19 protein-coding genes are annotated in these 21,000 nt (G+C 32.1%); 14 read left to right on the forward strand and 5 right to left on the reverse strand.

Going from position 1 to position 21,000, the window contains the following annotated elements; translation table 11 throughout:
- Positions 1-606 precede the first annotated feature (606 nt).
- The gene (locus IDG60_RS06440) at positions 607-924 is read left to right on the forward strand and encodes a DUF5011 domain-containing protein (protein ID WP_001037831.1); all 318 of its coding nucleotides are present in this window, start codon (positions 607-609) and stop codon (positions 922-924) included.
- 147 nt (positions 925-1,071) lie between these two features.
- On the opposite strand, the gene IDG60_RS06445 is transcribed toward IDG60_RS06440, so the two are convergent.
- Positions 1,072-1,194 carry a hypothetical protein gene (locus IDG60_RS06445; RefSeq protein ID WP_001790624.1) on the reverse strand — a complete coding sequence of 41 codons (123 nt, stop codon included), beginning with the start codon at positions 1,192-1,194 and terminating at the stop codon, positions 1,072-1,074.
- Positions 1,195-1,495: 301 nt separating this feature from the next.
- Here IDG60_RS06445 and qoxA point away from each other — a divergent pair, with 301 nt between their 5' ends.
- The 4 genes from qoxA to qoxD are packed head-to-tail and all read left to right on the forward strand — an operon-like array spanning position 1,496 to position 5,466.
- Positions 1,496-2,596 carry a cytochrome aa3 quinol oxidase subunit II gene (qoxA, locus tag IDG60_RS06450; RefSeq protein WP_000032836.1) on the forward strand — a complete coding sequence of 367 codons (1,101 nt, stop codon included), beginning with the start codon at positions 1,496-1,498 and terminating at the stop codon, positions 2,594-2,596.
- Entirely contained in the window at positions 2,596-4,584 is a 1,989-nt protein-coding gene (gene qoxB, locus IDG60_RS06455; protein ID WP_001010762.1) for a cytochrome aa3 quinol oxidase subunit I, read from the forward strand. The genes qoxA and qoxB overlap by 1 nt, the downstream gene beginning before the upstream one ends.
- Positions 4,574-5,179, forward strand: coding sequence for a cytochrome aa3 quinol oxidase subunit III (qoxC, locus tag IDG60_RS06460; RefSeq protein WP_000017736.1), 606 nt, complete (start codon positions 4,574-4,576; stop codon positions 5,177-5,179). Before qoxB ends, qoxC begins: the two co-directional genes overlap by 11 nt.
- Before the next feature lie 8 nt (positions 5,180-5,187).
- On the forward strand, positions 5,188-5,466 hold the full coding sequence (gene qoxD, locus IDG60_RS06465; RefSeq protein WP_001797236.1) for a cytochrome aa3 quinol oxidase subunit IV: 279 nt from the start codon (positions 5,188-5,190) through the stop codon (positions 5,464-5,466).
- 535 nt (positions 5,467-6,001) lie between these two features.
- Here the strand turns inward: qoxD and fmtA are convergent.
- Positions 6,002-7,195, reverse strand: a complete 1,194-nt coding sequence (gene fmtA, locus IDG60_RS06470) for a teichoic acid D-Ala esterase FmtA (RefSeq protein WP_000671245.1) — start codon at positions 7,193-7,195, stop codon at positions 6,002-6,004.
- Between the two features lie 450 nt (positions 7,196-7,645).
- On the opposite strand from fmtA, the gene IDG60_RS06475 reads away from it, so the two are divergent.
- The 4 genes from IDG60_RS06475 to atl all read left to right on the forward strand — a co-directional run bounded on the left by IDG60_RS06475 (position 7,646) and on the right by atl (position 13,944).
- Complete coding sequence (locus tag IDG60_RS06475) at positions 7,646-8,863, forward strand: polyisoprenyl-teichoic acid--peptidoglycan teichoic acid transferase (RefSeq protein ID WP_001031978.1); 1,218 nt, start codon at positions 7,646-7,648, stop codon at positions 8,861-8,863.
- A 47-nt stretch (positions 8,864-8,910) separates the two neighbouring features.
- A complete protein-coding gene (locus IDG60_RS06480; RefSeq protein ID WP_000088431.1) occupies positions 8,911-9,381 on the forward strand; it encodes an osmotic stress response protein in 471 nt (156 codons plus the stop codon).
- A gap of 154 nt (positions 9,382-9,535) precedes the next feature.
- A complete protein-coding gene (locus IDG60_RS06485; protein WP_000491986.1) occupies positions 9,536-9,970 on the forward strand; it encodes a GNAT family N-acetyltransferase in 435 nt (144 codons plus the stop codon).
- A 227-nt stretch (positions 9,971-10,197) separates the two neighbouring features.
- Positions 10,198-13,944, forward strand: coding sequence for a bifunctional autolysin (atl, locus tag IDG60_RS06490; protein ID WP_206160568.1), 3,747 nt, complete (start codon positions 10,198-10,200; stop codon positions 13,942-13,944).
- A 69-nt stretch (positions 13,945-14,013) separates the two neighbouring features.
- Here atl and IDG60_RS06495 read toward each other — a convergent pair whose 3' ends face one another.
- Together IDG60_RS06495 and IDG60_RS06500 are read right to left on the reverse strand one after the other, a co-directional pair.
- Positions 14,014-14,124 (reverse strand): hypothetical protein, encoded by a 111-nt coding sequence (locus IDG60_RS06495; RefSeq protein ID WP_001788579.1) that lies wholly within the window; start codon positions 14,122-14,124, stop codon positions 14,014-14,016.
- A 26-nt stretch (positions 14,125-14,150) separates the two neighbouring features.
- Positions 14,151-14,570 (reverse strand): MarR family transcriptional regulator, encoded by a 420-nt coding sequence (locus IDG60_RS06500; RefSeq protein ID WP_000278015.1) that lies wholly within the window; start codon positions 14,568-14,570, stop codon positions 14,151-14,153.
- Between the two features lie 152 nt (positions 14,571-14,722).
- On the opposite strand from IDG60_RS06500, the gene IDG60_RS06505 reads away from it, so the two are divergent.
- The 5 genes from IDG60_RS06505 to sspC all read left to right on the forward strand — a co-directional run bounded on the left by IDG60_RS06505 (position 14,723) and on the right by sspC (position 20,269).
- A complete protein-coding gene (locus IDG60_RS06505; RefSeq protein ID WP_000202433.1) occupies positions 14,723-15,733 on the forward strand; it encodes an acyltransferase family protein in 1,011 nt (336 codons plus the stop codon).
- A gap of 195 nt (positions 15,734-15,928) precedes the next feature.
- Positions 15,929-17,083, forward strand: a complete 1,155-nt coding sequence (locus IDG60_RS06510) for an aminotransferase class I/II-fold pyridoxal phosphate-dependent enzyme (protein WP_000777577.1) — start codon at positions 15,929-15,931, stop codon at positions 17,081-17,083.
- A 527-nt stretch (positions 17,084-17,610) separates the two neighbouring features.
- Positions 17,611-18,639: a Glu-specific serine endopeptidase SspA gene (sspA, locus tag IDG60_RS06515; RefSeq protein WP_000676539.1), complete on the forward strand. Its 1,029-nt coding sequence runs from the start codon at positions 17,611-17,613 to the stop codon at positions 18,637-18,639.
- 81 nt (positions 18,640-18,720) lie between these two features.
- The gene (gene sspB, locus IDG60_RS06520) at positions 18,721-19,902 is read left to right on the forward strand and encodes a cysteine protease staphopain B (RefSeq protein WP_001089094.1); all 1,182 of its coding nucleotides are present in this window, start codon (positions 18,721-18,723) and stop codon (positions 19,900-19,902) included.
- Positions 19,903-19,939: 37 nt separating this feature from the next.
- Positions 19,940-20,269 carry a staphostatin B gene (sspC, locus tag IDG60_RS06525; RefSeq protein ID WP_000284458.1) on the forward strand — a complete coding sequence of 110 codons (330 nt, stop codon included), beginning with the start codon at positions 19,940-19,942 and terminating at the stop codon, positions 20,267-20,269.
- Positions 20,270-20,506: 237 nt separating this feature from the next.
- Here sspC and IDG60_RS06530 read toward each other — a convergent pair.
- Positions 20,507-21,000, reverse strand: a 494-nt coding sequence (locus IDG60_RS06530) for an enoyl-CoA hydratase-related protein (RefSeq protein WP_241013343.1), incomplete at its 5' end; no start/stop codon positions are given.

The raw sequence follows: 21,000 nt of genomic DNA on the forward strand, positions 1-21,000 counted from the left end.
ATCAAATGCTCCCTTCAAAGTAGACATTGAATAAATGAAGGCTTTGAAGGGAGCATTTCACTTTGTTCTTGGCTCAACAATTTTATATAGACAGTAGTTAATTGAATGAAAATAAGCTTGTAACAAGCATTTTTCAATTATAGTCCGGGGCCCCAACAAAGAAGCTGACGAAAAGTCAGCTTACAATAATGTGCAAGTTGGGGATGGGCCCCAACACAGAGAATTTCGAAAAGAAATTCTACAGACAATGCAAGTCAGCGAGGCCCCAACAAAGAAGCTGTGACTATGATAAAGTACTACTACATAGTTAATCATTAGTGGTTCTTTATCATTTTCGCCTCCCTTTTCTTATTGTTTTGATACACAAAAATTTAAGTTCAAACTGTCGAATAAAGTTATATTTGATTTCAAATTATCCCTAAATTATTAATTTTACAATTGTGGCAGATTTTCAAAATAATAATTATTTCCTCATTATTTATAAATTTATATTTAAATTTCATTCTTTATAGGGTAAGATTAGGACTATAGTATGATGTGTAAATAATATAAATTAAGGTATAGTAAAGCTAACTCAGAAATGACTTATCATTCGGAGGTTACATTATGAATAAACTATTACAGTCATTATCAGCCCTCGGTGTTTCTGCTACACTAGTAACACCAAATTTAAATGCAGATGCAACGACGAATACTACACCACAAATTAAAGGCGCTAATGATATCGTTATTAAGAAAGGTCAAGATTATAACCTTCTAAACGGCATAAGTGCATTTGATAAAGAAGATGGAGATTTAACCGATAAAATTAAAGTCGATGGCCAAATTGATACATCTAAATCTGGTAAATATCAAATTAAATATCATGTCACTGATTCAGATGGTGCAATTAAAATTTCCACTAGGTATATTGAGGTTAAATAGCCCTCATCACTATACTGCAAATAAAATGGTAGCAAACGAACATGTTTTGCTACCATTTTATTTGTTATTCTAACTTCATCTGCAACTTTAACCCAAATATTGTATTTTTTCTGTATACCAAAGGACTACCTATCAAATTATTAAAACTTAACTGCTCTTTTTAAAAAAATGTTTTGATTTTGAACAAACAAATTTCCACTTTTCATTGTTTAACGATAAATTACTTTTGGCAAATTCCTTATTAAAATGTTTGCGCTTCCTTTCAATCAACTAGCCATCATTTTCAATTTATTAGACAATTTCAAACTTTTTTTATTTTCATTCAATTAACCTTTAATTGAAAGCTATTCTCAACTTTCCTTTTAAATATGAAGCAATTTTTTCAAAAACGCTATTAGTCACAAAATGTACACATAATTTTAACAAATGTGTGAACCCACGTCACACCTTGATTTATCAACATTTTTGATACAATTTTATTAATTTTTTTCCCATAAGCCCTTGTAAATATTGTGTAATAACTTAAAATTAATGTTAAGCCCTACATTTGTAGTATTAGGAGGTCAAAAAAGTGTCAAAATTTAAGTCTTTGCTTCTATTATTTGGCACACTAATTTTACTTAGTGGTTGTTCAAATATAGAAATTTTCAACGCAAAAGGGCCAGTAGCAAGTAGTCAGAAGTTCTTGATTCTTTATTCAATCGTCTTCATGCTTGTTATTTGTTTCGTTGTACTTGGCATGTTCGCCATTTTTATTTACAAGTATAGTTATAATAAGAATGCCGAATCTGGTAAGATGCACCATAATGCCATCATTGAAACAATATGGTTTGTAATACCTATCATAATCGTTGCTGCTTTAGCTATTCCTACAGTTAAAACTTTATACGATTACGAAAAACCACCGAAGAGTGAGAAAGATCCAATGGTTGTATATGCAGTAAGTGCAGGATACAAATGGTTCTTTGCTTATCCAGATGAACATATAGAGACTGTTAATACATTAACAATCCCTAAAGATCGTCCTGTCGTATTTAAGCTTCAAGCTATGGATACAATGACAAGTTTCTGGATTCCACAATTAGGTGGTCAAAAATATGCCATGACTGGCATGACAATGAATTGGACGTTAGAAGCATCTCAAACTGGTACGTTCAGAGGTCGTAACTCTAACTTCAATGGTGAAGGATTCTCACGTCAAACATTTAAAGTAAATGCCGTTAGTCAAAAAGACTACGACAAATGGGTGAAAGAAGTTAAAGGTAAGAAAACGTTAGATCAAGATACATTTGATAAACAATTATTACCAAGCACACCTAATAAAGCTTTAGAATTTAATGGTACACATATGGCGTTTGTTGATCCAGCAGCCGATCCAGAATACATCTTCTATGCATATAAACGTTTCAATTTCGAATTGAAAGATCCAAACTTCACTAGTGAAGAAAATATGTTTAAAGATGTATCAGACAAACCATTAATACCTGCTCGTAAAGCTCAAATTACAAATGCGAACTATAAACGACATGGTATGAAGTTGATGATTCTTGGAAATGACGAACCATATAACAATGAGTTCAAGAAAGATGAATCGAAAAATGCGAAAGAAATGAAGAAAATTTCAAAAGATGCGCAAGATCAAGACAATGATGATCATGGAGGTGGACATTAATGAATTTTCCATGGGATCAATTACTAGTTAAAGGTAACTGGATGATTACAATGGCACAAATTGGTGCCCCATTCTTAGTTATTGGTTTAATCGCAGTAATTACTTACTTTAAATTATGGAAATATCTTTACAAAGAATGGTTCACATCTGTAGACCATAAGAAAATCGGTATTATGTATTTAATCTGTGCCGTATTAATGTTCGTCCGTGGTGGTATTGATGCGTTACTTATTCGTGCGCAATTAACAGTACCTGATAACAAATTTTTAGAATCTAACCACTATAACGAAATTTTTAGTACACATGGTGTAATCATGATTATCTTCATGGCAATGCCATTTATCTTTGGTTTATGGAATATCGTTGTTCCATTACAAATTGGAGCACGTGATGTTGCATTCCCAGTATTAAACAACGTAAGTTTCTGGCTATTCTTTGCAGGTATGATTTTATTCAACCTGTCATTTATTATTGGTGGTTCACCAGCAGCTGGTTGGACAAACTATGCGCCACTAGCAGGTGAATTCAGTCCTGGTCCGGGTGTTAACTATTACTTAATAGCTATACAAATTTCAGGGCTTGGTACCTTAGCTACAGGTATCAACTTCTTTGTAACAATTTTAAGATGTAAAACACCAACTATGAAGTTTATGCAAATGCCAATGTTTACAGTAACAACATTTATTACTACATTAATTGTTATTCTTGCTTTCCCTCCTTTAACAGTAGCGTTAGCATTAATGACAACTGATAGAATATTTGACACAGCATTCTTCACAGTTGCACATGGCGGTATGCCAATGCTTTGGGCTAACTTCTTCTGGGTATGGGGGCACCCTGAAGTTTATATCGTTATCCTTCCAGCATTTGGTATTTACTCAGAAATTATCCCGACATTCGCTCGTAAGCGTTTATTCGGACATCAAAGTATGGTATGGGCAACTGCCGGTATCGCGTTCCTTAGTTTCTTAGTTTGGGTTCACCATTTCTTCACAATGGGTAATGGTGCGTTAATCAACTCATTCTTCTCAATTTCAACAATGCTGATTGGTATTCCAACTGGTGTGAAATTGTTTAACTGGTTATTAACATTATATAAAGGACGTATTACATTTGAGTCACCAATGCTATTCTCATTAGCATTTATCCCTAACTTCCTTTTAGGTGGTGTTACGGGTGTAATGTTAGCAATGGCATCAGCTGACTATCAATATCACAATACGTACTTCTTAGTAGCTCACTTCCACTATACATTGGTTACTGGTGTTGTATTTGCCTGCTTAGCTGGTTTAATCTTCTGGTATCCAAAGATGATGGGTTACAAATTAAACGAAACATTAAACAAATGGTGCTTCTGGTTCTTCATGATCGGATTTAACGTTTGTTTCTTACCACAATTCATTCTTGGATTAGATGGTATGCCACGTCGTTTATACACTTATATGCCATCAGATGGTTGGTTCTTATTAAACTTAATTTCAACTATCGGTGCATTATTAATGGCAATCGGATTCTTATTCCTTGTTGTTAGTATCGTATACAGTCACTTCAAATCTCCACGTGAAGCAACTGGAGATAACTGGGATGGCCTTGGCCGTACTCTAGAGTGGACTACTGCATCAGCAATTCCACCTAAATACAACTTTGCCATTACACCAGATTGGAATGACTACGACACATTTGTTGATATGAAAGAACATGGTCGTCATTACTTAGACAACCATAATTACAAAGACATTCATATGCCAAACAATACTCCTGTTGGATTCTGGATTGGTATCTTTATGACTATCGGCGGTTTCTTCTTAATTTTCGAAACTGTAATTCCAGCATTAATTTGTTTATTCGGTATTTTTGGTACTATGATTTATCGCAGTTTCCAAATCGATCACGGATATCATATCCCTGCTGCTGAAGTTGCTGAAACTGAAGCTAGATTAAGAGAAGCGCGTATTAAAGAAAGGGAGGCTGTAAGTCATGAGTCATGATACAAACACTATTGATTCACGCACACATGAAGGCGAATTAAATAAGCTTGGCTTTTGGATTTTCATTACAGCCGAATTTGCGTTATTCGGTACCCTATTTGCGACACTATTAACTTTGCAACATGGTGGCGATTATGCAGGTAAAATGACTACTGAGTTATTTGAATTGCCTCTTGTTTTAATAATGACGTTTGCATTATTATTCAGTTCTTACACATGTGGTATTGCTATTTACTACATGCGCCAAGAAAAACAAAAGTTAATGATGTTTTGGATGATCATTACGTTACTTTTAGGTTTAGTCTTTGTTGGATTCGAAATTTATGAATTCGCACACTATGCATCAGAAGGCGTTAACCCAACAATTGGTTCTTACTGGTCTAGTTTCTTTATCCTATTAGGAACGCATGGTTGTCACGTATCGCTAGGTATCGTTTGGGCCATTTGTTTATTAATCCAAATCCAACGACGCGGATTAGACAAATATAATGCGCCAAAATTATTTATAGTAAGTTTATACTGGCACTTCTTAGATGTTGTTTGGGTTTTCATCTTTACTGCCGTATATATGATAGGGATGGTGTATAGCGGATGAGTACAATAATGAAACATACTGTAGGATTTATCGCATCTATCGTATTAACGCTTTTAGCAGTTTACGTAACACTATACACGTCATTAACATTCCACGCGAAGTTGACAATTATCTTTGGCTTTGCATTCGTCCAAGCAGGACTTCAATTATTAATGTTCATGCATTTAACTGAAGGTAAAGATGGACGTTTACAAACATTCAAAGTTATCTTTGCTCTTGTAATTACACTTTGTTTCGTTGTCGGAACATATTGGGTTATGCAAGGCGGTCACTCTTCACACTTATAAACAACATTTTAATAATGTAAAGTTTAACCAGCTAACACTTTTGTTAGCTGGTTTTTATTTTCCTTCAATTTTTAAATGGTTAAGTCCCCTTCTATATCTTATAAGACAATCATTATAATCAATTCAATTAATACATTAACAACCACAACTAATAAATATAGTAACTTCAAAATCCATATTTATGTCTAAAGATAATCTCAATGTTGTTCACGTCAATAAAATTATCCCTAGGTTTTTAAAAATTGTACATGTTTAAACAATCAAAAGTGTACATTATTAAATTATCATTTCCAGTTAGATTTAGAAAACATTCACACCACGCATGGACCAACGTATTCGTCTTCATTCATTTTAGTCTGATGCCAACTCACCAAATGATTTCCCCTTTTATCAGTTAACACATATTTTTAAACTCATCCTTCTTCAACCTTATACTTTAAACTTTTTACCACTATAAAAAAAAGATATAACTCGTATACTGGTCAGATAAGGTCGATGCCTTAATGCCATATACATGTTATATCTTCTATATTAATTATTGAACAATAACACCCTTCGTATTGTAAGGTTTATTTTGTTTTAAAATATCATTATAAATATGTTTGATTCGAACTTCATTGTTTCCTTTTACATTTAATGCAAGTACAACTACATACTTATCATTATAGTAAACAGTAAAGACTTGTCCAAAGAATCCCCCGTTAAGTCTATTCAATGTTGGCTTAGCATAGAAACCATATCGATATTCATCTGGATACTGTTTCGTACCAAACTCATGTAATAATGGATTGGTTATTTTAGGACTGAATAATTTATATTGTTGTATTTGAGTAATTAATTTACCCATATCTGTTGGTGTCATATATAAATTACCTGCACCATAGTATTGGTCCAAAATATTAGGTCTTAAGAATGAAAGTCCTGTACTATTATAAGCATAACCTTTTGCTAGATATTTTTTAAAAGGTTGTTCATCATAAAATGCTGTGTGCTGAAGTTTTAAAGGATCTCCTATTTTTGTATAATAATTCTCAGCATAAGATTTACCTGTAACTTCTTCAATAACTTTCGCAAGTACTAAATAATTCCCATCGTTATACATATGCTTTTTGTATTTCTTAGGATCAATACCACGTTTTTGAATCGCTTTAACTGCTTGATCTAAATTTTTATAATCTTTTGAGGATTTATATTTATATAATCCACTTTGATGCAACATTAAATCTTTCAATGGGATAGGCTTAGATGTTTTAAACCATGGAAGGTATTTACTTACTGGATCATTGATATTTATTTTATGTTCTTCTTCTAACTGTTTTAACAGTAACCCTGTTGAAAATTTTTGAGCTGAACCTATTAAAAACATCGTATTCGGTGTGTTTTTAATACCTTTTTCAAAATCTTGATATCCATAACCTTTACTCATTTTCAATTTGCCATTTTCATATATAGCTACTGAACCGTTAAATAATGAACTTTGTAAATACTTGTCAATTTTCTTATATTTAGGATCCTTGCTATTATATACCTCTTTTAGTTTAGACGGCGCAACCTTTTCCTTATTACGATCCACTAAATATTTTTCATTGTCTGATAATTTTGTTTCCTTATGTATTGGGTCTATAGAATGTGTCTTCGTCTGTAATCGATGAAAAATTAACGCTATAGAAATAATGATAAATAATAGTACACACGCATGTATAACTAGTTTTACTTTATTAAATTTCATTTGATAATTGCCTCACAATGTATTCATTTTATATATTTAAATCGTTAAAAATTTGAACCTAGATGCCTAATAATACAACTTACAAAAATTAACTTATCATTCATTTATGCTTTACGCTACATAGTAATAAGTTTTTCTAATATGTTATCTATACAACAAAATTAATTATACCTTATCACTTTGTATAAATCACTCGAATTTATATTACGCCTTTAAATTTTTTAAGACATCATACTAAAGTCGCATTATATTTTTAAAAATGCTTTTTGATTTTAACAAAACATTCAAATTACAAGGAACTTTGACATAACATTTGTATTTTTTACTATAAAGTACTACAATTTAAGGCTATAATGTATTAGTAATGAAGTTGTATAAATATCGTTCAACTAATTATATTTTAAAATTATGATTATGATTTAACAAAAATTTAATATAGGAGCATCAATCATGAATAAATTTTTAAAATACTTTTTGATCCTTCTAGCATTGGTTCTCATTGTTGTTCCAATAGTCTTCGCTACGTTACTTTTTAAAACGTCCCAAGATGCATTCGAATCTTCTCAAGACAGCAAAAATGCTAATCGTCAATCCAACTTAAGAGATAATAAAGTCAATCCCGAAGAACAACCTATCTCTATTCTTTTCTTAGGTATCGATGATAACGATGGAAGAAGAAAAAAAGGACAGGATGCTGAACACTCTAGATCAGACGCTATGATTTTAACTACTTTTAATCAATCAAAACATCAAATTAGAATGCTTAGTATTCCACGTGATACTATCAGCTACATTCCTAAAGTTGGCTATTACGATAAGATTACCCATGCACATGCATATGGTGGTCCAATTGCCGCAATGGATTCGGTAGAAGCTACCATGAATGTACCTGTTGATTATTATGTGAGAGTCAATATGAAAGCATTTGTCGAGGCTGTAAATGAGCTTGGTGGCATATACTATGATGTGCCATACGACTTAAATGAACCTAACACAGATGATACTGGTAAGATTAAAATTAAAAAAGGGTACCAAAAATTAAATGGTGATGAGGCTTTAGCAGTTGCTAGAACTAGACATCATGATTCAGACTTAAAACGTGGACAACGTCAAATGGAATTAATTAAGATTTTATTCCAAAAAGCACAGGAAGTTGATTCTATTGATAAACTTGATAACGTGATTCAAATTGTAGGCAAAAATGCAAAGCATAATTTAACTAACTCTGAAATTAAAGCTTTAGCAAAAATGTACTTAACAAATGATGTTGAAATTAAAACTGCGCAATTAAAAGGTAAAGATGATATGTTAAATGGTATTTACTATTATCATCCAAGTGTTGAAAGCATTCAAAAATATGCAAACTTACTTCGTAAAGACTTAGAATTATCACCTATTAATGATAAAAATGATTTCTTAGATCAACGTGTCATTAATCATTATGGTTCATTAATACCGTTAACGCCTTTAGATAGTAGTTTATTGAGAAAAGAACAAAATGATACGACAGATAAAGATAAGACATCTAACGAGAACAATGATTCAACTAATAACAGTGATTCCAGCAATCAACAACAACCTGCTACAGATCAAAACTTAAATCAAAATCAAGGTGGCACACAACAAGCGCCACAAGCTTCAAATAACCAAAATGGTGTTGTAAATTAATATTATATGACGATTAACATTTACTATTTATGAAAGGAGCATCATACATGAGTAGAAAAACATACGAAAAGATTGCAAATATAAATGGCATGTTTAATATGTTAGAACAACAAATCATTCATAGCCAAGATATGGCTCATTTTAGAAGTGAATTTTTTTACGTCAATCATGAGCATCGAGAAAACTATGAAGCACTCCTAATTTATTACAAAAATAGTATCGACAATCCTATTGTAGATGGTGCATGTTATATTTTAGCCCTACCTGAAATTTTCAATAGTGTTGATGTTTTCGAATCAGAGTTACCATTTTCATGGGTATATGATGAAAATGGCATTACCGAAACAATGAAATCACTAAGCATTCCATTACAATATTTAGTTGCAGCAGCATTAGAAGTAACTGATGTGAATATATTTAAGCCTTCAGGATTTACAATGGGAATGAATAATTGGAATATTGCTCAAATGCGAATCTTTTGGCAATATACAGCAATTATTAGAAAAGAAGCACTATAACATTAATAATTAATTAGCTATAAAGATGATTCTTGTGAATCATCTTTATAGCTTTTTTATGTCTAATTATTTTTGAGGAAAATAACAATCGTTATTCTATGTTATTATTAGTAAATTAAATGTAAATGATTTTGTTAGGATGTGGAGGAATTTTATGTTTTCAAAAGTAAACAATCAAAAGATGTTAGAAGATTGCTTCTATATAAGAAAGAAAGTGTTTGTAGAAGAACAAGGCGTCCCTGAGGAAAGTGAAATTGATGAATATGAATCTGAATCTATTCACCTCATTGGATATGATAATGGACAGCCAGTTGCCACTGCTCGAATACGCCCTATTAATGAAACAACTGTCAAAATAGAACGAGTAGCTGTGATGAAATCACATCGTGGACAAGGAATGGGTAGAATGCTTATGCAAGCTGTAGAATCATTAGCTAAAGATGAAGGTTTTTACGTAGCTACTATGAATGCCCAATGTCATGCTATCCCATTTTATGAAAGTTTAAACTTTAAAATGAGAGGTAATATATTTCTTGAGGAAGGCATCGAGCATATTGAAATGACAAAAAAGTTAACCTCGCTTAATTAAAAAAAGTTGTATCTATTTTAGAAACATTTGTAATAAACCAATTCTTAAATTGACATCAATTCTATTTGATTTGTCACGTCACCATTGAGATTCAAAATTTTTTTCATTTTTTTACAGTGAAAATGTAAATTAAGAGTATATTACAAATTGGTTAAATACGCACAGGTATATAAAACAGGTACTATAATGTTAGTAATAATTAATAAATGTTAGGAGTAATAAATAGAATGGCGAAAAAATTCAATTACAAACTACCATCAATGGTTGCATTAACGCTTGTAGGTTCAGCAGTCACTGCACATCAAGTTCAAGCAGCTGAGACGACACAAGATCAAACTACTAATAAAAATGTTTTAGATAGTAATAAAGTTAAAGCAACTACTGAACAAGCAAAAGCTGAGGTAAAAAATCCAACGCAAAACATTTCTGGCACTCAAGTATATCAAGACCCTGCTATTGTCCAACCAAAAACAGCAAATAACAAAACAGGCAATGCTCAAGTAAGTCAAAAAGTTGATACTGCACAAGTAAATGGTGACACTCGTGCTAATCAATCAGCGACTACAAATAATACGCAGCCTGTTGCAAAGTCAACAAGCACTACAGCACCTAAAACTAACACTAATGTTACAAATGCTGGTTATAGTTTAGTTGATGATGAAGATGATAATTCAGAACATCAAATTAATCCAGAATTAATTAAATCAGCTGCTAAACCTGCAGCTCTTGAAACGCAATATAAAGCCGCAGCACCTAAAGCTAAAACTGAAGGGACACCTAAAGTAACTACTTTTAGCGCTTCAGCACAACCAAGATCAGTTGCTGCAACACCAAAAACGAGTTTGCCAAAATATAAACCACAAGTAAACTCTTCAATTAACGATTACATTCGTAAAAATAACTTAAAAGCACCTAAAATTGAAGAAGATTATACATCTTACTTCCCTAAATACGCATACCGTAACGGCGTAGGTCGTCCTGAAGGTATCGTAGTTCATGATACAGCTAATGATCGTTCGACGATAAATGGTGAAATTAGTTATATGAAAAATAACTATCAAAACGCATTCGTACATGCATTTGTTGATGGGGATCGTATAATCGAAACAGCACCAACGGATTACTTATCTTGGGGTGTCGGTGCAGTCGGTAACCCTAGATTCATCAATGTTGAAATCGTACACACACACGACTATGCTTCATTTGCACGTTCAATGAATAACTATGCTGACTATGCAGCTACACAATTACAATATTATGGTTTAAAACCAGACAGTGCTGAGTATGATGGAAATGGTACAGTATGGACTCACTACGCTGTAAGTAAATATTTAGGTGGTACGGACCATGCCGATCCACATGGATATTTAAGAAGTCATAATTATAGTTATGATCAATTATATGACTTAATTAATGAAAAATATTTAATAAAAATGGGTAAAGTGGCGCCATGGGGTACGCAATTTACAACTACCCCTACTACACCATCAAAACCAACAACACCGTCGAAACCATCAACTGGTAAATTAACAGTTGCAGCAAACAATGGTGTCGCACAAATCAAACCAACAAATAGTGGTTTATATACTACTGTTTACGACAAAACTGGTAAAGCAACTAATGAAGTTCAAAAAACATTTGCTGTATCTAAAACAGCTACATTAGGTAATCAAAAATTCTATCTTGTTCAAGATTACAATTCTGGTAATAAATTTGGTTGGGTTAAAGAAGGCGATGTGGTTTACAACACAGCTAAATCACCTGTAAATGTAAATCAATCATATTCAATCAAATCTGGTACGAAACTTTATACAGTACCTTGGGGTACATCTAAACAAGTTGCTGGTAGCGTGTCTGGCTCTGGAAACCAAACATTTAAGGCTTCAAAGCAACAACAAATTGATAAATCAATTTATTTATATGGCTCTGTGAATGGTAAATCTGGTTGGGTAAGTAAAGCATATTTAGTTGATACTGCTAAACCTACGCCTACACCAATACCTAAGCCATCAACACCTACAACAAATAATAAATTAACAGTTTCATCATTAAACGGTGTTGCTCAAATTAATGCTAAAAACAATGGCTTATTCACTACAGTTTATGACAAAACTGGTAAGCCAACGAAAGAAGTTCAAAAAACATTTGCTGTAACAAAAGAAGCAAGTTTAGGTGGAAACAAATTCTACTTAGTTAAAGATTACAATAGTCCAACTTTAATTGGTTGGGTTAAACAAGGTGACGTTATTTATAACAATGCAAAATCACCTGTAAATGTAATGCAAACATATACAGTAAAACCAGGCACTAAATTATATTCAGTACCTTGGGGCACTTATAAACAAGAAGCTGGTGCAGTTTCTGGTACAGGTAACCAAACTTTTAAAGCGACTAAGCAACAACAAATTGATAAATCTATCTATTTATTTGGAACTGTAAATGGTAAATCTGGTTGGGTAAGTAAAGCATATTTAGCTGTACCTGCTGCACCTAAAAAAGCAGTAGCACAACCAAAAACAGCTGTAAAAGCTTATACTGTTACTAAACCACAAACGACTCAAACAGTTAGCAAGATTGCTCAAGTTAAACCAAACAACACTGGTATTCGTGCTTCTGTTTATGAAAAAACAGCGAAAAACGGTGCGAAATATGCAGACCGTACGTTCTATGTAACAAAAGAGCGTGCTCATGGTAATGAAACGTATGTATTATTAAACAATACAAGCCATAACATCCCATTAGGTTGGTTCAATGTAAAAGACTTAAATGTTCAAAACCTAGGCAAAGAAGTTAAAACGACTCAAAAATATACTGTTAATAAATCAAATAACGGCTTATCAATGGTTCCTTGGGGTACTAAAAACCAAGTCATTTTAACAGGCAATAACATTGCTCAAGGTACATTTAATGCAACGAAACAAGTATCTGTAGGCAAAGATGTTTATTTATACGGTACTATTAATAACCGCACTGGTTGGGTAAATGCAAAAGATTTAACTGCACCAACTGCTGTGAAACCAACTACATCAGCTGCCAAAGATTATAACTACACTTATGTAATTAAAAATGGTAATGGTTATTACTATGTAACACCAAATTCTGATACAGCTAAATACTCATTAAAAGCATTTAATGAACAACCATTCGCAGTTGTTAAAGAACAAGTCATTAATGGACAAACTTGGTACTATGGTAAATTATCTAACGGTAAATTAGCATGGATTAAATCAACTGATTTAGCTAAAGAATTAATTAAGTATAATCAAACAGGTATGACATTAAACCAAGTTGCTCAAATACAAGCTGGTTTACAATATAAACCACAAGTACAACGTGTACCAGGTAAGTGGACAGATGCTAACTTTAATGATGTTAAGCATGCAATGGATACGAAGCGTTTAGCTCAAGATCCAGCATTAAAATATCAATTCTTACGCTTAGACCAACCACAAAATATTTCTATTGATAAAATTAATCAATTCTTAAAAGGTAAAGGTGTATTAGAAAACCAAGGTGCTGCATTTAACAAAGCTGCTCAAATGTATGGCATTAATGAAGTTTATCTTATCTCACATGCCCTATTAGAAACAGGTAACGGTACTTCTCAATTAGCGAAAGGTGCAGATGTAGTGAACAACAAAGTTGTAACTAACTCAAACACGAAATACCATAACGTATTTGGTATTGCTGCATATGATAACGATCCTTTACGTGAAGGTATTAAATATGCTAAACAAGCTGGTTGGGACACAGTATCAAAAGCAATCGTTGGTGGTGCTAAATTCATCGGCAACTCATATGTAAAAGCTGGTCAAAATACACTTTACAAAATGAGATGGAATCCTGCACATCCAGGAACACACCAATATGCTACAGATGTAGATTGGGCTAACATCAATGCTAAAATCATCAAAGGCTACTATGATAAAATTGGCGAAGTCGGCAAATACTTCGACATCCCACAATATAAATAAGCAACATGAACATAGGATCAAAAGTCATCCCCCACTATCAATCATGGGGGATGACCTTTGATCCCTTTTTTATACATACACAAGCAAAAATAGCGGTGATTGTTTACCATCAATTTTAACAATCACCGCTACTTTTGCTTGTAATTCATGATTCAATTTTTGTTGTGTGCACAATGACACTAAATTATGTGTTTGCTATTGTCGTGTTACAACGATATGCGTCGTTGATTTAACTTATCAAGTAATTGATTTAAATTGTCTAATTCGACTTCCGATAAACATTGACATCTTGCTTCAATCAATTCGCAACGTGCATTATTTATTTGTGAAATTAATGTACGTGCTTGATCAGTCAAAATTAATTCTTTACATCTTAAATCTTCGCTAGATTGTTGACTTGTGATGTAACCTTTCAAAACTAATTTCTTAATCCACCTTGAAACTATAGATTGTTCCCTGCTAATCTTCATCGTCAAATCATACTGTGATAAGCGATCGTAATTAAATAAAATACGGAGAAGTTCTAGCTGTTCAGATGTGATATCCGTGCGTTGTCCAAATCTTCTATTCACTAAGTTTAAGTCATTGTTAGTCAGTGTAATAAGTTTTTCAAGTTGTTTATACATGTTGTTCTACTCCACTACATATTATTTATAATATTATATGCTTTTTTTATAATTTTTACAATACTATTCGACACAATAGACAAATTTGTTGCATAACTAATACAAAATATAATAAATTAGTAAGAGTCTTATGGACATAAAGGAGATAAAATATGACTTCATTAAAAGAGAGAGATTATTTTTTTGACAACGCAAGAGCAATTTTAATATTATTAGTCGTATTTGGACATATGTTACAACCCTACACTAGTGGCGATAAATATTTATCAGCATTATACCTAGTTATTTATAGTTTCCATATGCCAACATTTTTGTTTATATCTGGTTATTTCGCGAAAAATATTGATAAACCATACTATTTAGAAAAAATTTCAAAACGTTTGATAGTACCTTATATGATATTTTTTGCATTCTTTTCAATATATTATTTCTTAACAGGTAAAAGTGACGAATTACAACTTGATCCTTTTAACCCAGTATTTGCGTTATGGTTTTTGATCACGCTATTTTTCTTTCATGTCATTTTAGTAATAGTTAGAAGATTTAATCCATATAAAGTGCTATCAGTTTCAATTATTATATCTATTGGAGCAGGTTTTTCAGATAACATCGATAGCTACTTGAGCATTTCAAGGACAATCGTATTTTTCCCAATATTTTACCTAGGTTACATTTTCACCAAAAAACATACGGCTATTTTTAAAAATAAAAAACTAATACCAGTATCTATCATTACCTTTATTTTGTTTTTTATCATTTACGTGATTCATCCTATCAATGCAGATTGGTTATTGGGAAGTTCACCATATACTTCACTTGAAAATGAAGGACAGAGTATATTCAGTCCTTTTAAACGACTTATATTATATGGAATTATATTAATCGCAATGACTGCGTTTCTAAATTTAATGTCAACAAAGAAAAAATTATATACTTATATTGGTAGTCGTACGCTATACGTATATTTATTACATGGTTTAATTATTGGCATTGTTAGAGGATTTGAATGGTACCCATTCGATAATCCTATATCATTAATGACTTATCTTTATTTAATAAGTATATCTGTAATCATCGTATATGTATTATCTACAAACTTTGTTTGTAAATGGACAAATCCAATAATTAATTTACAAAGACCATCACAGTTTAAAGATTCATAATTTTATAGTGTCTAAGTACATTAACTGTAACCACTTTATTCATTTTGAAAAGTAGTTACTACAGTGTATTTAGACATTTTTCGTTTTTCAAATAAAGCTTAAGTAATTTACCCTTTTTTGGTTTAAAAGTATGTTATGATATTATTAATTTCTAAATTTTTAGACAATATTTGATTTATATTTGAGGTGTCACAAATGAAACTTTCTTTAAATTCTAATTCTAAATATTTAAGAGCACCAAGTATTCGCCAATTTTCAAATCGTATGAATAATTTGGATGATTGTGTTAATTTAACTATTGGCCAACCAGACTTCCCGATGCCTGATGTTGTGAAAAAGGCATATATTGATGCTATTAACAATGACAAGACATCATACTCTCACAATAAAGGGTTATTAGAAACTCGCGAAGCAATTAGTCAATACTTCAAAAATCGTTATCATTTTTCCTATGATCCTGAAGAAATTATTGTGACAAATGGAGCAAGTGAAGCAATAGACACAACGTTACGTTCTATCATAGAGCCTGGAGATGAAATTATAATACCGGGACCAATTTATGCAGGCTACATACCACTCATCGAAGTACTAGGTGGTAAACCAATTTATATTGATACAACAGCAACACAATTCAAAATTACACCTGATGCATTAGAAAGTCATATTTCTCCAAAGACAAAAGCTGTCTTGTTAAATTATCCGACTAATCCAACTGGCGTAGTTTTAAAAAGAAATGAAGTTTTAAATATCGTAAATGTATTAAAAAAATATCCGATATTTATTATTAGCGATGAGATTTATGCTGAAAATACATTTAGTGGTAAACATGTATCCTTCGCTGAATTTGAAGACATTCGTGATCAATTAATATTAATTGGTGGTTTAAGTAAATCACACTCAGCAACCGGAATAAGAATTGGTTTTCTATTAGGGCCTCAATATTTGATTGATAAATTAACATTTATGCACGCCTATAATTGTATTTGTGCCAATGTTCCAGCTCAAATAGCATGTATAACAGCACTTAACGAAGGATTAGAAGCTCCTAAATATATGAACGAAGCTTATGTAGAACGAAGAAATTATTTAGTATCTGAATTAACTAAATTAGGTTTTGAGATTACCGCTCAACCTGAAGGCGCGTTTTATATTTTCCCAAGTATTAAACATATCACCGATGACGATTTCGAATTTTGTGTCGATTTACTTGAATCAACACATTTAGCAATCGTTCCAGGCTCATCCTTTACAGAATTCGGTAAAGGATTTGTAAGGATTTCCTATGCTTATGAAATGGATGTTTTAAAAGAAGGTATGAAGAGACTTGCTAAATATTTAAATACTAAATAAAAATGATATGTTGAACTGGACGTCGTGAACTAAATTCATAGTACGTTCAGTTTTTTATATTCTATAAGTTTTAAATAATACTCTATAGAGACTGTAAATACTACCGAGTTATATTCCTCTCCTTTAAACACCTCACTCAAAATGATTCTATCAAAAGGTTTTAATATGCTAACTTATAATTGTTCTTCGAAACTTAAGCACTCAAATAATATATCACCATTCATATTAATCTACCTTTGGCCAAACAATTATTATTCAAAAGTTACTATTTATTATTATAAACAAATACTTTCCATTCGCTCTCAATTCCTTTCTTATTTATTCTTTTAGATAAATGCAAACAATTGACGATCTTATCAATTTAACTCAATTGAATAAAGTATAATACAATTCAATTTTAATTACCTTAATGTTTTTGTAAACTCTAATCTTTACAAAAACTTTTTAATTTATTTATATATTCTTATTGACTTAAAAATTTTTAGTGTTATATTTAACTTGTAAATAAATTTTTTGGAGGTTTTTAGATGAAAGGTAAATTTTTAAAAGTTAGTTCTTTATTCGTTGCAACTTTGACAACAGCGACACTTGTGAGTTCTCCAGCAGCAAACGCGTTATCATCAAAAGCTATGGACAATCATCCACAACAAACGCAGTCAAGCAAACAGCAAACACCTAAGATTAAAAAAGGCGGTAACCTTAAACCATTAGAACAACGTGAACACGCAAATGTTATATTACCGAATAACGATCGTCACCAAATCACAGATACAACGAATGGTCATTATGCACCCGTAACTTATATTCAAGTTGAAGCACCTACTGGTACATTTATTGCTTCCGGTGTAGTTGTAGGTAAAGATACTCTTTTAACAAATAAACACGTCGTAGATGCTACGCACGGTGATCCTCATGCTTTAAAAGCATTCCCTTCTGCAATTAACCAAGACAATTATCCAAATGGTGGTTTCACTGCTGAACAAATCACTAAATATTCAGGCGAAGGTGATTTAGCAATAGTTAAATTCTCCCCTAATGAGCAAAACAAACATATTGGTGAAGTAGTTAAACCAGCAACAATGAGTAATAATGCTGAAACACAAGTTAACCAAAATATTACTGTAACAGGATATCCTGGTGATAAACCTGTAGCAACAATGTGGGAAAGTAAAGGAAAAATCACTTACCTCAAAGGCGAAGCTATGCAATATGATTTAAGTACAACTGGTGGTAACTCAGGTTCACCTGTATTTAATGAAAAAAATGAAGTGATCGGAATTCATTGGGGCGGTGTACCAAATGAATTTAATGGTGCGGTATTTATTAATGAAAATGTACGCAACTTCTTAAAACAAAATATTGAAGATATCCATTTTGCCAACGATGACCAACCTAATAACCCAGATAATCCTGATAACCCTAACAATCCTGATAACCCTAACAATCCTGATAACCCTAACAACCCAGATGAACCAAATAACCCTGACAACCCTAACAACCCTGATAATCCAGACAATGGCGATAACAATAATTCAGACAACCCTGACGCTGCATAAACTTCATCTTAATTTAGATTTAGTAAATAGAAGCAAAGTCTTAGCAACGCAAAATATTTTGATTTAAATGGAGGGTATTATATGAATAGTTCATATAAATCTAGAGTATTCAATATTATAAGCATCATAATGGTTTCAATGCTTATTTTATCACTAGGCGCATTTGCTAATAACAATAAAGCCAAAGCCGATTCACACTCTAAACAGCTAGAAATTAATGTTAAGAGTGACAAAGTACCTCAAAAAGTAAAAGATCTAGCACAACAACAATTTGCTGGTTATGCTAAAGCATTAGATAAACAAAGTAATGCAAAAACTGGTAAATATGAACTTGGCGAAGCTTTTAAAATTTATAAATTTAATGGTGAAGAAGATAATAGTTACTATTATCCAGTTATAAAAGACGGTAAAATTGTTTATACTTTAACACTTAGCCCTAAAAATAAAGATGATTTAAACAAATCAAAAGAAGACATGAATTACAGTGTTAAAATTTCAAACTTCATCGCTAAAGATTTAGACCAAATTAAAGATAAAAATTCAAATATCACTGTTCTTACTGATGAAAAAGGGTTTTATTTTGAAGAAGATGGCAAAGTTAGATTAGTAAAAGCTACGCCACTACCTGGTAATGTAAAAGAAAAAGAAAGTGCTAAAACAGTTTCAGCAAAATTGAAACAAGAGTTAAAAAATACAGTAACACCTACTAAAGTTGAAGAAAACGAAGCGATACAAGAAGATCAAGTTCAATATGAAAATACATTAAAAAACTTCAAAATTAGAGAACAACAATTCGATAACTCATGGTGTGCAGGATTTAGTATGGCAGCATTATTAAATGCAACTAAAAATACAGACACTTATAATGCACATGATATTATGCGTACATTATACCCTGAAGTAAGTGAGCAAGACCTTCCTAATTGCTCAACATTCCCTAATCAAATGATTGAATACGGTAAATCACAAGGCAGAGATATTCATTATCAAGAAGGCGTACCATCATATGAACAAGTTGATCAACTTACAAAAGATAATGTAGGAATTATGATTCTTGCACAAAGTGTATCTCAAAACCCTAATGATCCACATTTAGGACATGCCCTAGCAGTTGTTGGTAATGCTAAAATTAATGACCAAGAAAAACTTATTTACTGGAATCCTTGGGATACAGAATTATCAATCCAAGATGCAGATTCAAGCCTATTACATTTATCATTCAATCGTGATTATAACTGGTATGGTTCAATGATAGGTTACTAAAAAGTAATATAGATATTGATTAAAGGCAGGTAAAACTATGTATCAACTACAATTTATAAATTTAGTTTACGACACAACCAAACTCACACATCTAGAACAAACCAATATCAATTTATTCATTGGTAATTGGAGTAATCATCAATTACAAAAATCAATTTGTATACGTCATGGCGATGATACAAGTCACAATCAATATCATATTCTTTTTATAGATACGGCACATCAACGCATTAAATTTTCATCTATTGATAATGAAGAAATCACTTATATTCTTGATTATGATGATACACAGCATATCCTCATGCAAACGTCATCCAAACAAGGTATTGGCACTTCGCGCCCAATCGTTTATGAGCGCTTAGTATAACTAATTTAAATGATTTCACTTCATAAAGCGGGTTGGCGAGAATTCAATTTCTCACCAGCTCGTTTTTTGATTGTAATAATAATCTTTAACATTTATTTTTTCTCTATTAATTTTCTCAAACTATCTTATATTTATGATAATTAATTAAAAGCCCCTTTTAAATTCTTATAAAATAAAAAAGCCACCTATCGTCGCTAATAAACGACGCAAGTGACTTAATATCATATTCAAAATAACTTATGGGAATTTAGGGAATTGATCGAAGTCAGGATCACGTTTTTCTTTAAACGCATCACGGCCTTCTTTCGCTTCATCAGTTGTGTAATAAAGCAGTGTTGCATCCCCAGCCATTTGTTGTAAACCAGCTAAACCATCTGTGTCAGCATTCATAGCTGCTTTAAGGAATCGTAACGCTGTTGGTGAGTGTTTCATAATCTCTTTACACCATTGCACAGTTTCATCTTCAACTTTCTCTAAAGGTACCACTGTATTTACTAGACCCATATCTAAAGCTTCTTGTGCATTGTATTGACGACATAAGTACCAAATTTCACGTGCTTTCTTATGTCCAACGATACGTGCTAAATATCCTGAACCATAACCCGCATCAAATGAACCTACTTTAGGACCAGTTTGTCCAAAAATAGCATTATCAGCAGCAATCGTTAAGTCACAAACAACATTTAGTACATTACCGCCACCTACAGCATAACCTTTTACCATCGCGATAA

It is taken from the genome of Staphylococcus sp. EG-SA-2, from assembly GCF_017152085.1.

Bases quoted from the DNA above. Each gene is read 5' to 3' on its own strand.
- IDG60_RS06440 (WP_001037831.1), top strand. From the start codon at position 607: ATGAATAAACTATTACAGTCATTATCAGCCCTCGGTGTTTCTGCTACA.
- qoxB (WP_001010762.1), top strand. From the start codon at position 2,596: ATGAATTTTCCATGGGATCAATTACTAGTTAAAGGTAACTGGATGATT.
- qoxC (WP_000017736.1), top strand. From the start codon at position 4,574: ATGAGTCATGATACAAACACTATTGATTCACGCACACATGAAGGCGAA.
- qoxD (WP_001797236.1), top strand. From the start codon at position 5,188: ATGAAACATACTGTAGGATTTATCGCATCTATCGTATTAACGCTTTTA.
- fmtA (WP_000671245.1), bottom strand. From the start codon at position 7,195: ATGAAATTTAATAAAGTAAAACTAGTTATACATGCGTGTGTACTATTA.
- IDG60_RS06475 (WP_001031978.1), top strand. From the start codon at position 7,646: ATGAATAAATTTTTAAAATACTTTTTGATCCTTCTAGCATTGGTTCTC.
- IDG60_RS06480 (WP_000088431.1), top strand. From the start codon at position 8,911: ATGAGTAGAAAAACATACGAAAAGATTGCAAATATAAATGGCATGTTT.
- IDG60_RS06485 (WP_000491986.1), top strand. From the start codon at position 9,536: ATGTTTTCAAAAGTAAACAATCAAAAGATGTTAGAAGATTGCTTCTAT.
- atl (WP_206160568.1), top strand. From the start codon at position 10,198: ATGGCGAAAAAATTCAATTACAAACTACCATCAATGGTTGCATTAACG.
- IDG60_RS06500 (WP_000278015.1), bottom strand. From the start codon at position 14,570: ATGTATAAACAACTTGAAAAACTTATTACACTGACTAACAATGACTTA.
- IDG60_RS06505 (WP_000202433.1), top strand. From the start codon at position 14,723: ATGACTTCATTAAAAGAGAGAGATTATTTTTTTGACAACGCAAGAGCA.
- IDG60_RS06510 (WP_000777577.1), top strand. From the start codon at position 15,929: ATGAAACTTTCTTTAAATTCTAATTCTAAATATTTAAGAGCACCAAGT.
- sspA (WP_000676539.1), top strand. From the start codon at position 17,611: ATGAAAGGTAAATTTTTAAAAGTTAGTTCTTTATTCGTTGCAACTTTG.
- sspB (WP_001089094.1), top strand. From the start codon at position 18,721: ATGAATAGTTCATATAAATCTAGAGTATTCAATATTATAAGCATCATA.
- sspC (WP_000284458.1), top strand. From the start codon at position 19,940: ATGTATCAACTACAATTTATAAATTTAGTTTACGACACAACCAAACTC.